The following is an 11,213-nucleotide window of genomic DNA, read 5'->3' as shown; positions in this document are numbered from 1 at the left end:
GTCCTGAAGAAAGTGACGAATGAAAGGTCCGCGCCTCAGCTGGCAGGGCGCTCCAGCTCAGCGCTCTTCTGCGGTCGCGCCATCGCCGTGAGCACACGGCGCGGGCCCGTGAAGGAGTTGCGCGCGTGCAACGTCAGCATGTTGTCGAGCAGCACCACGTCCCCGGTCTGCCAGGGGAACTCCGTCATCACGTCGCGGTAGATGTCCTGCAGATAGCGAATGACGTCCGGCTCGATCGGGCTGCCGTCACCGTAAAACGTGTTCTGCGGCAGGTCCTGCTCGGAGAACTCTGCGAGCAGCCGGTCGCGCGCGCTCTCGGGCAGCGTCAGCGCGTGAAAGAACGTCCCATGATTGAACCAGACGTCCTCTCGGGTCTGCGGGTGCTTGACGACGGCGGGCCCCACCACGCGCGTGCGCAGCCGATCGCCGGGCTTCCACTCCGGGGTGATGCCCACCTCGCGGCAGTAACGCTCCACCTCGGCCCGATCGTCCGTCTGAAACACCGTCTGCCAGGGCAAGCCCATGCCGTCGCCGTAGTTGCGGACATACATGATGCCGCGCGAAACGAAGCGCTCGCGGACGTCGGGGCGGATACGGCGCAGCAGGGCGCGCGTGTCCCCCAGCGGCGTCTCGCCGCCGGTCGCCGACGGCACCTCGCAGTAGAAGTACAGCTGCAGCGGGAACACCGGCGAATACGAGTGCTCGTTGTGCGGGAAGATGCGCTCGTTCGCTGGATAGTCTGTCGACGTGTAGACGTGGAAGCGGTCGTCCACCTGCGTGCGCGGCGACGCGCGGAAATTGTAGCGCACGGCGCCCCCCGACATGGCCTGCACGCACGCGTCGAAATCGGAGACCGCCTTGACATCGAAACCGCGAAACAGGATGGCGCCGTGCCGCAGCAACGTCGCCTCGATCTCCTCGCGGCGCGCCGCGCCCCAGCTGGCAAGGTTGACGCCCGGCAAGCGCGGCTCGCACAAGGCCGGCAGCTGCGCGGCGCCGTTCGTCCCCACGAACCCGGCCAGCGCCGCCAGATCGCCCGAGAAGCCGCGCCGCTGCTGGCGCTCGATCTTCGGCCTGTTGTTCACTGGCTCCGCCATCGATGACCCTTTCAGCTCGCCGCCCCGATCGCCGGGAGCGAGAGGAGATCCTTGCGCCACACTTTGTCCGTCATCACCGTCAGCACCTGGCGCGCGCCGCGAAACGGCGACCGCGCGTGCGAGCACAGCATGTTGTCGATCATCAGCATGTCGCCCGCTTGCCAGGGAAACAGCAGCGCCTCGGCCGCGTACGCTCGCCGCAGCTCTTCCATGACGTGGTCCTCGATGGGCGCGCCGTCTCCGTAGAACGTATTGGTGAGGAGCTTGTCCTCGGATTCGAGCAGCAACGCCTCGCGCAGCTCGATCGGCTCGAGCGATCGCACATTGAAGATGAAGGCGTGATTGAACCAGGTCGGCTCGCGGGTCTGCGGATGCCGCACCACGGCCTCGCCGCTCTGTCGGGTGCGCAGCTCGCCGCCCTCCCAGATCGCCTGAATGCCGAGGGCTTCGCACTTGGCCGAGACCTGGCCCGGGTCCTCCGTATGAAACGCATGGCGCCAGTCGACGCCCAGGTTGGACGAAAAGCGCCGCTGGTACAGCACGCCGCTCCGCTCGAAGCGCGCCCGCGTCGCGTCCGAGATGCGATCCAGCACGCGACGGCTGTCCGCGAGCGGCGTCTCACCGCCGCGCTCCGCCGGCCGCGTGCAAAAGAAGAAGAGCCGCAGCGGCCATGCCGCGCTGTAGGAATACTCGTTGTGAAACTGGATCGGGTACGCCGCCGGGTACTCGGTGGAGGTCCACACGGCCCCCGACACCGGTCGCCGCGGTGACGACTCCTCGTCGAACTGAGCGATGTTCGGCGACAGCGTCTCCGCCGCGCGCGAGAAGTCCGCGGCGTCCTTCCATCCGAAGCCGCGCAGCAGCACCGCGCCGCTCGCGCAGAGCTCGACGAGCAGCTCCGGCGCGGCGTCCCTCAGCCACGCAAAGCCCTGCTCTCTGCTGCCGCCCTTGAGGCTGATGACCGGCATCTTCCAGCGGCCTTTGCTCGCCACGTGGCTCACGCTGACTTGACCGCCCAACCGTTGTTCTCCTGACATGCTCGTCGCTCCCGGGTCCCTCGAGTCCGCGCTCAGCCCGTCGGCGCCAGGCTCGTCACGCCGAAGTGCTCGGCGAGCGCTTGCTTCTCGATTTCCGTGCCGTGTGTGAAAATGTCCTGGCATCGCCAGAGCCGCCAGATGCGGCGCCACTGCGCGTCGAGCTGGGAAGGCGCTGCCTCTTTCACTCGACGCATGAACGCCTGCACGGCTGCCAGCGACCATTTCGTGTGACCATCGGCATAATTGTCGATGCTGTTGTGGAGCCGCGCCGCGAGCGCCTTGTAGTGCGAGCCGGGGCCCTCGGCCCGGGCCACCTTCCAGCTGTCCAGGTACTCGCCGCCGACGCCGGTGGCCTCGATCCCGAGGTTCAGCCCCAGGATCTCCGGCAGGAAGCGCTGGGTGTTCAACGACACCGCGAGCGTCGCCACCGAGCCCACGCCGATCGCGAACAGCTCATAGAGCTGGCGATCCGTCTTCGGCAACATCACGTCGGGCCCGAGCTCGGTGAGCGCCCGGCGGAAGATCAGGTCGTGATTCCATTCGAGCTCTCCGTCCCCATGCTCGGAGGCATAGATGCGAAACAGCCAGCCGTACTCCTCGTTCCCCGAGCGCCTCACGTCCGCGAAGCCCTGTAGCCAGCAACCATCGAAGATGGCGGCGATGGGGTTCGTCGGGCCGCCGCCGCCCGGCCGCCCCTCGGCCTCGGGCTCGATCTTGTTGCGTGAGCGCGCGTTCTTCTCGTGCTGCTCGGCCACCATCTCGGCCGCGGCGCGCTCCGAGTACCGGGGCGGGTTCATCGAACCGAGCCGCGGGTCGTTGTCGAGCGCGTGACACAGGCGCTCCAGCGCTCCGGCGACGAAGACTCGGCCAAACACGATGATCGCGGGGTGGAGGTCGGCGTTGGCGAAGCAGTAGTAGAGGTCGTTGTTGGAGAGCTCACCGTAACGCTCGAGGGCGAAGCGCTCGAGGTCGTCGGGGCTCTGCGGCGGGGTATAACGCCCGGCGAGAGGGACTGGCTCGGGTCGGGGAGCGAGGGTCGGTTCACCGAGGCGCTCGATCCACTCGCGCAGGTCGACCTTCTCGGCGGGGGTGAACGCGTCGAACATCGGGCCATCGATGGTGATCGAGTGGCTGATGAAGCGGCTGTTGTCCGGGTCGCCGGGCTTGACGAGCTTGGAGGCGGCGATCTTGTCGAGCAACAGCTCGTGCGCGTCGCCCCCCTGGGCGAACAGCTCGGCGACGCTGCACCTGGCGAGTCGGATGTCGCGGTGGTGCTCGGTCGCGAAGCGCGCCTTGCGCCGGATGCCCTCGAGGACGAAGTCTCGAGGTGAGAAGGGGACGTTGCGGCCGAGCATCGCGTCCTGCCAGCGGAGGTAGGAGGCGCGAGCGGCGGCGAGGCCGCGGGCGATGCGGCGGCGGCGCAGCGGCGTGTCGGACTCGGCGAGCGCGTGCAAGATGGCCTGGCGCGCGAGGTCGGCGAGCGTGGAGCGCTCCTTTTGCTCGAGGTAGCGCAGGTTGGCTCCGCGCTGGCGCAGACTCGGGGCGAGGGCGTCGAGCAGAGGGCAAGGGCCGACGGCGGCCATCCAGAGATTGAAGCCGAGCGTCTCGAGCGAGAAAGACGAGGGGAAGAAGCCGAGGCAGAGCCCGAGCAGCGCGTGCTCGTAGGAAATGTCCGCGCAGGGGGCGGACTCGTCCCACTCCCAGCGCGTGACGCTCTCGGGGGGAATGCCGAGGCTCTTGAGCAAGGCGGCGAAGCGCGCCGCGTGGCTCTCGCTCGAGCCAGGGTCGCCCAGGCGCAGCATCAGCTGCCGCAGCATGCGCATCCCCACCTCGCTCTCGACCATGTTCACCTGCACCCAGCCGCGCAGCCAGGCGCCGTCCGACAACCCAAGGGGCCCGAGCTCGCGCACCACCCGCGCCGCCCAGCTACTCCCGGGGCGGCCGCGGCCATCGAGCGGCGCGGCCGGAACATGGCCCGAGCGCTCCAGCAGCTCGGTGAACGCGCTCGCCGATAAGGCATCGAGAGCAGACGTCGCCCGGTCCAGCTCGGCGTCGAGCGGCGCGCGCTCCGGTGAGAGCAGGGATCGCGCGAGCTCGAACGCCGGCTCCAGGAAATGCACGGAGCGCTCGAGATCGACGAACAGCGCGCAGAAGAGCTCGCGCGGCGTGCACGCAGCGCCGCGCCGAGCGACGCCTTCCCCGAAGTCCGGTGCCGGTGCGTCGCTCTCGCTCATCCGTTCCTCGCTTCGTTCAGGGTTGGGGTCGTGGCCGACGCCCACGCCGCAGCGAGCTTTCCGCGCAGGAAGCCGGGCGCCCAGCGCGCCGCTTGCCGCCACGTGAGCCACCACAGGTTGAGCCCGATGGAAAACTCGAGCGTCCTCACGTGGTGCACCCATCCGACAGGCAGGAACAGCGTCTCTCCGGGCCCGATCTCGAACTCGATCGGGGTTGCGTCGCGATAGCGCGGAAAGCGCTCGTGGTCGGGCCGCTCGAAATCGATCGGGCTGAAATGGCTCTTCTGTAGCGTGGACGGCACGTAGAGGAGCGGCTGTTGCTCGCGCGGGAAGATGACCCACCTCTTCCTGCCGTACAGCTGAATGTTGAAGTTGTGGGCCTTGTCGAAATGCAGACCGGAGGCGCAGCCGCGCGAGCCGATCCAGAGCAGCTCGGACGTGCCGGCGGCACGGCACAGCACGCGGGACAGGTACGGTATCGGACGGATGTCGCGCGCGGCGTCCGGCAGCAGCGTACGGAGCGGCTGCTGTGCGGCATAGATGCTGCCATCGTCCCGGCCGCCAGCCAGATCGATGTACTCGGCGATCGTCATCGACTGGGTGACCATCGACTCGAGATAGCTCGAGTTCTCACCGGGCCGGCCCTTCTGCAGGAGCTCCACGTCGAGCTTCACGTCGCCGAAGCGCTGCTGAAAGTAGGCCGGCGTCCAGCGCCGCGCCGCGGGCCAGTCGTCGATCATCCGGGTCAGGATCACCGGAGTTTCGGGCGTGACGAAGCGCGCGTGGAACTCGCGCACGCCGATGATGCCGACTCGCTCGATTTCGGTCATGACGAGGACCTACGGCGTGTGGGCCTCTCGGATGCCGCACGTTGGATGCGCTGGAGACGGTTCATGAGGCTCATTCTCAGGTAGCTCACGCCTTCAGGTGGGCGCCAGGCTGGTCACGTCGAGCAGCTCTGCGAGCGCAGCGCGCTCCGCCTCGCTGCCGTGCATGAGGATGTCCTGGCAACGCCAGGGCCTCCAGACGCGGCGCCACTGCCGCTCGACGTCCAGGGGGGCGACCTCCTGGACGCGGCGCATGTACGCTTGCACAGCGGCCAGCGACCACTTGGTGTGGCCGTCGGCGTGGTTGTCGATGCTGTTGTGCAGCCGATGCGCGAGGGCCTTCCAGTGCTCGCCGTTCTTCCTCGCGTTCTTCCACTGGTCGAGGTACATGCCGCCGACGCCGGTGGCCTCGACCGCCAGATTCAGGCCCAGAATCTCGGGCAGGAAGCGCTGGGTGTTCATCGAGGTGGCGAGCGTCGCCAGCGAGGCGTGGCCGATCTCGAACAGATCGTAGAAGCGGCGGTCCGTCTTCGGCAGCATCACATCCGGCCCCGCTTCGGAGAACGCGCGCCGGAAAATCTGGCAATGGTTCCAGGCCAGGTCGCCGTCCCCATGTTCGGAGGCATAGATGCGGAACAGCCAGCCGTACTCCTCGAGCTCCGAACGCCGCACGTCCGCGAAGCCCTGCAGCCAGGAGCCGTCGAACACCTGCGTGATGCGCGGTTGCTCGGGCTCGCCCGTGGGGTTCGGTTCGGGGGCGTCTTCGCGCGAGCGCACGTTCTTCTGGTACTGCTCGGCCACCATCTCCGCTGCGGCGCGCTCCGAATACGGAGGATTGGTCATGGAACCGAGGCGCGGGTCGCTGTCGAGCGCCTCGCTCAAGCGCTGGAATATCCCCGCGACATAGGCCTTTCCGAAGAGGATGATCGCGGGGTGGAGGTCGGCGTTGGCGAAGCAGTAGTAGAGATCGTTGTTGGAGAGCTCACCGTAACGCTCGAAGGCGAAGCGCTCGAGTTCGTCGGGGTCCTGCGGCGGGGTATAACGCCCGGCGAGAGGGACTGGCTCGGGTCGGGGAGCGAGGGTCGGTTCACCGAGGCGCTCGATCCACTCGCGCAGGTCGACCTTCTCGGCGGGGGTGAACGCGTCGAACATCGGGCCATCGATGGTGATCGAGTGGCTGATGAAGCGGCTGTTGTCGGGGTCGCCGGGCTTGACGAGCTTGGAGGCGGCGAGCTTGTCGAGCAACAGCTCGTGCGCGTCGCCCCCCTGGGCGAGCAGCTCGGCGACGCTGCACCTGGCGAGTCGGATGTCGCGGTGGTGCTCGACCGCGAAGCGCGCCTTGCGCCGGATGCCATCGAGGACGAAGTCTCGAGGGGAGAAGGGGACGTTGCGGCCGAGCATCGCGTCTTGCCAGCGGAGATAGGAGGCGCGAGCGGCGGCGAGGCCGCGGGCGATGCGGCGGCGGCGCAGCGGCGTGTCGGACTCGGCGAGCGCGTGCAAGATGGCCTGGCGCGCGAGGTCGGCGAGCGTGGAGCGCTCCTTTTGCTCGAGGTAGCGCAGGTCGGCTCCGCGCTGGCGCAGGCTGGGGGCGAGGGCGTCGAGCAGAGGGCAAGGGCCGACGGCGGCCATCCAGAGATTGAAGCCGAGCGTCTCGAGCGAGAAAGAGGTGGGGAAGAAGCCGAGGCAGAGCCCGAGCAGCGCGTGCTCGTAGGAAATGTCGGCGCAGGGGGCGGACTCGTCCCACTCCCAGCGCGTGATGCTCTCGGGGGGAATGCCGAGGCTCTTGAGCAAGGCGGCGAAGCGCGCCGCGTGGCTCTCGCTCGAGCCAGGGTCGCCCAGGCGCAGCATCAGCTGCCGCAGCATGCGCATGCCCACCTCGTTCTCGATCGCGTTCGCTTGTACGAAGCCGCGCAGCCACGCGCCGTCCGACAACCCAAGGGGCCCGAGCTCGCGCACCACGCGCGCCGCCCAGCTCGTCGCCGGGCGCGGCGCGTCGTGCGCGAGCTCGGGCAGCTCCACCGCGCCGATCGCCGTCAGCGCGTCCACGAGCTCGCTCGGGCCCGCGGCGTCCGGCACCGCCACGTCCAGCGCCAGCGCCGCCGTCGCAAGCTCGAACGCCGGCTTCAGGTAATGAACGTGCTCCTCCGGGTCCACGAACAGCGCCCGAAACAGCTCGGACGCCGAACAGGGTTCGGCGCGCAAAGCGACGTGCTCACCAAAGTCTGGCAGCGGAGTCGTGTCGGGCATCTGGCTCGCGGCGCTCACGACGAGGACCCTGGAAGGCAGCAGAGCGTCGCGCACCCCTTCGGTGCCCCCAGGCTCAAGACGAGTACTGTGTGCATTTTCCGGATCACCTGGGCTGCTGGGAGACGCTCGACTCGGTCTCGAGCTCACGGACTTTGGAGGCCTCCGGCGCGCGGGAAGACCGCTTCCCCGGCTCCGCGAATGTCCAGAACCTGTTCAACACGTAGCCCACGATGAGCACCACCGAGGTGCAGGCGATCTGTGCCAGGACGTAATGGACGCCGCGCTGTGACACCAGGTAGCTCATGCCGAACCCGCTCAACGCCGTCGTGAGGCAAGCCACCAGGAGGAAGGCTCGCAGCGTGGAGCGATGGGGCGCGACGCTCACGAAGGTCAAATGATAGTTCAACTGGTAGTTGACGAACGCACCGACGAGCGCGCCAAGGACGGTCCCGAGCGTCGGGCTCGCGCCGAAGAGCTCGACGCTGAGCATGAGCACGCCGTAGTGGCAGAGCGTTCCGACTCCGCCCGCGCCGACGTAACGTAAGAACGGGGCGCTCAGCAGCTGGAGGACGCCGCTCCCTCCGCGAGGAAGGCGGTATTCTTGCGCGATCATCGCCATCTCACCGATCGCGCGGACGAAGTCGGTGAGCTTGACGCGTGACTCACCGACGTCGGTCCAGCGCCGCAGGGGGAGCTCGTAAATGCCGTCCTTCCGTCGCGACGCGGCGAGGTGTCGAGCGAGGATCTCGACGTCGAAGATCCAGCGAGACCTGAACGGCCGTCTGAAGAGCTCGTTCGTCATCGCGTTGGCGCGAAACAGCTTTGCGCCGCACTGCGTGTCATAGACGGGCACCCCGAGCACGAGGCTCGCGGCCGTGGCAAACAGGCGCCCTGCGTAGTGACGCGTCGCTCGTCGGGTGATCTCGCGTCCCAGGAGCGCGACACGTGCCCCGATCGCGATGTCGATCTTCGGAGCTGTGTCGAGCACCTCCACGAGCTCCTGGATGGCGTCGAGCGGCGTCGCTAGGTCGGCGTCGAAGTAGCCGACATAGAGGGCTTCCCGGGACAGCGCGCGCTGCATTCCCGCGCGCACGGCGTGCGCCTTGCCCTGGTTCGGACTCAGGTCGATGACCTCGACCTGAGAGGGGTGCGCGCTCTCGATGGAAGCGAGCACGCCGAGCGTACCGTCGGTGCTGCCGTCGTTGACGAAGAGGAACGATACGCCTGGATGCTCGCGGAGGTGCGCCTCGAAGGCCGCCACGTCCAGCCGATGGGCTTCGTTGAAGCACGGCACGACGATCGAAACGTCGGAGAGGCAGTCGAGGGCGTGGTCCGGCACGACGGTCCGCACATGATAATGATAACCGTAATCGATTTCAACTGGCCGGACACATTTCCCTGGAAAGCCGCTGAAAAGCCGAGCGCTGCTCGACGACGGTCCTTCGCAGCCACGAATGTCCACACGTTTTCCACAGGACAGGCCTCAGCGTCCCGGGACCGACGTGATCAAATGTGTGCTGACCTCAGAGCTGCTGGCGGAGAGTGGTCAAATGTGTGCGTTCGGCCGACCGCTGTCGTACTGAAAATAACAATCATTTCCAACTAGCTGGACAGCTTTCCTGGAAACGAGGTAGAAGCTCCGCTCGACGCTGCCCGGCGAGGAGAACCCCGGGTGCGTAACGAGCGAAGATTCAAATGGTTTTCAGAGCCATGACCTCAGCGCCCGCTCTCGGTGGCGGCTGGAAGGGCGCCCTGGGTCGACCGCTGCCGTATGGGTTCTTGCTGGCGTTGCTGCTCGTGGCGGGGCTGGCTCGATCCTGGATCAGCACCTCGCGCGACAGCTTTCAGATCGACGAGGCGTGGCACGCGGCTGCAGGAGCTTCCTACGCGCGCACGGGGGATTTTCGCCTCAACCCGGAGCATCCACCGCTGGTCAAGCTCTGGGTCGGCATGGCGCTGCCCGAAGCGCGCTTTCCCATGCCCGCGTTTCGCCCCATGCAGGACAAGGAGGCGGAGCGCGCGTTCATCAACGAGGCGGTCTACCGGCTCAACGATCCCGACGTCGTCCAGCGACGCGTACGGATCGCCATGCTGGCGCTGAGCGCGCTCTTGCTGCTCGGAATGGCGCTCTCGGTGCGGCGCGTGTTCGGCGCGGCCGTGAGCCTGGTGGCGCTGGCGTTCCTGGTGCTCGACCCGAGCATCGTCGCCCATATGCCCGTCGTGCTCACGGACCTGCCGCTCGCGCTCCTGTCCAGCATCGTGTTCTTGCAAGCATCGGTGGCGCTCCGTACGTTCCGCGCCGGCGATCTCGCGCTCTTGTCGCTGTCTCTCGGGCTCACCCTGGCCAGCAAGCACTCGGGCATCGTGCCAGCGCTCGGGCTCGCGCTGCTGGCCGTGCCGTCCATCTGGCTCGCGGAGCCGCGCGGCGACCGGGCCTGGCTCCGCCGCGCGGGGCGCGTCGCGGCCGTATTCGCCGGCGCATACGTGATCCTGTGGGCCTTTTACGGCTTTCGCTTCCTCGAGTCGCCGGGCGTCGATCCCTCGGTCGTCACCTTCAACCGCCCGCTGGCGAGCAAGATCGCCGACCTCTCGTCGGCGACCCACCGAGCCCTGCTCGGGCTCGCCGCGGATGGGCACCTCTTGCCGCGCGCCTATATCTGGGGATTGGCGGACATCCTGCGGGCCGGCATCGACGGTCGGCATGACTCGCTGTTCGTGCTTGGCACGCTGTTTCAGGGCACCACGCCCTGGTACACGTTTCCCGCCGTCCTGCTGGTGAAGATCCCGCTCGGCGTGATCGCGCTCGCGATCGCGGGTGTCGTGCTCCTCGCGCGCCGCGACGGAGTCCCGTCGTGGCGCAGCGCGGGCCTCGCGTGGCTCGGCTGGGGCGTCTTCTACCTGTGCTTCTTGATGCGCGGCAACTCAGGGTACGCCGGCGTCCGCCACGCCCTGCCGGTCGTCATCGTGGCGACCGTGCTGGCGGCGCTCGCGGTGACCCACGCGGCGAGCCGCGGCCCGACGTGGTGGCGGGCGGGGGCCGCGCTCGCGTCGCTCGCGGCGCTCGTCTCGGCGTGGCCGCGCCTGCGCCCCTGGGAGTACTACAACGAGCTCGTCGGCGGCAGCGGAGGCGCCTGGCGCTATTTCGCGGATGACGGGCTCGACAACAGCCAGCGCGCGCGGGAGCTCGCTGCCTTCTACGACGAGCACGTCCGCGGGACGGGGCAGCGCGCGTACGACTACTACGGAGTCGCCGCGGAAGAGGCCGAGGCGCGCGGCCTGGTCTTCGACCCGCTGGACGATCCGAGCGACTCGGATCGCTTGACCGGAACGGTGTTCATGGTCACGCGCGAGATGTCGCCACGGCCCAGCTACGACAAGGCGGTGTTTCGCGAGCGAGAGCCCGTCGCGCGCTTCGGCAACCTGATGGTCTTCCAGGGCGAGTTTCAGATCCCGTGGCTGAGGGCCGAGCGCCGCTGGGTGCGTATCGCAGAGGCGCAGGCCGCGGACCCGCCGGATCTCGAGAGGGTGGTCGCGTTGCTGGAGCAGATCGTGGCCATCTATCCGCAGGACACCCGCGCCAATTTCGAGCTCGGCAACCTGCTGCTCGAGCGTGGCGCGCCGGAGCGAGCGAGAGCCGCCTACCAGCGCGCGCTCGACCACACCCCCGCTGGCGACGGCATCGTCGAGGTGCTGAAGCGGCAGATCCTGGAGCTGTCGCGCGGCGAGACCGCGAGCGTCCGCCCGCTCCGCAACCCGTGGCTGGAGTAAGAC

At 68.1% G+C, this 11,213-nt stretch carries 7 protein-coding genes; 1 reads left to right on the top strand and 6 read right to left on the bottom strand.

All coding sequences use genetic code 11. The features are described from left to right. Nucleotides 1-35: 35 nt before the first annotated feature. From WMF11_RS45730 to WMF11_RS45705, 6 genes are all read right to left on the bottom strand, one after another. Complete coding sequence (locus WMF11_RS45730) at nucleotides 36-1,097, bottom strand: TauD/TfdA family dioxygenase (protein WP_437975220.1); 1,062 nt, start codon at nucleotides 1,095-1,097, stop codon at nucleotides 36-38. A gap of 11 nt (nucleotides 1,098-1,108) precedes the next feature. Then, nucleotides 1,109-2,089 (bottom strand): TauD/TfdA family dioxygenase, encoded by a 981-nt coding sequence (locus WMF11_RS45725; protein ID WP_437975219.1) that lies wholly within the window; start codon nucleotides 2,087-2,089, stop codon nucleotides 1,109-1,111. A 77-nt stretch (nucleotides 2,090-2,166) separates the two neighbouring features. Further along, entirely contained in the window at nucleotides 2,167-4,368 is a 2,202-nt protein-coding gene (locus WMF11_RS45720; RefSeq protein ID WP_437975218.1) for an iron-containing redox enzyme family protein, read from the bottom strand. Then, nucleotides 4,365-5,198, bottom strand: coding sequence for a cupin-like domain-containing protein (locus WMF11_RS45715; protein WP_437975217.1), 834 nt, complete (start codon nucleotides 5,196-5,198; stop codon nucleotides 4,365-4,367). Before WMF11_RS45715 ends, WMF11_RS45720 begins: the two co-directional genes overlap by 4 nt. 93 nt (nucleotides 5,199-5,291) lie before the next feature. Then, nucleotides 5,292-7,460, bottom strand: coding sequence for an iron-containing redox enzyme family protein (locus tag WMF11_RS45710; protein ID WP_437975216.1), 2,169 nt, complete (start codon nucleotides 7,458-7,460; stop codon nucleotides 5,292-5,294). A gap of 85 nt (nucleotides 7,461-7,545) precedes the next feature. Then, on the bottom strand, nucleotides 7,546-8,781 hold the full coding sequence (locus WMF11_RS45705) for a glycosyltransferase (RefSeq protein ID WP_437975215.1): 1,236 nt from the start codon (nucleotides 8,779-8,781) through the stop codon (nucleotides 7,546-7,548). A 371-nt stretch (nucleotides 8,782-9,152) separates the two neighbouring features. Between WMF11_RS45705 and WMF11_RS45700 the strand changes: the two genes are divergently transcribed. After that, on the top strand, nucleotides 9,153-11,210 hold the full coding sequence (locus WMF11_RS45700) for a tetratricopeptide repeat protein (RefSeq protein WP_437975214.1): 2,058 nt from the start codon (nucleotides 9,153-9,155) through the stop codon (nucleotides 11,208-11,210). The last annotated feature ends 3 nt before the right edge of the window (nucleotides 11,211-11,213 follow it).

Origin of the sequence: Sorangium sp. So ce295, from assembly GCF_051527405.1 — a bacterium.
GTDB lineage: Bacteria > Myxococcota_A > Polyangia > Polyangiales > Polyangiaceae > Sorangium > Sorangium cellulosum_B.
Note: the sequence above shows the minus strand (reverse complement) of the source record. Positions and strands in the feature narration are given on the sequence as shown.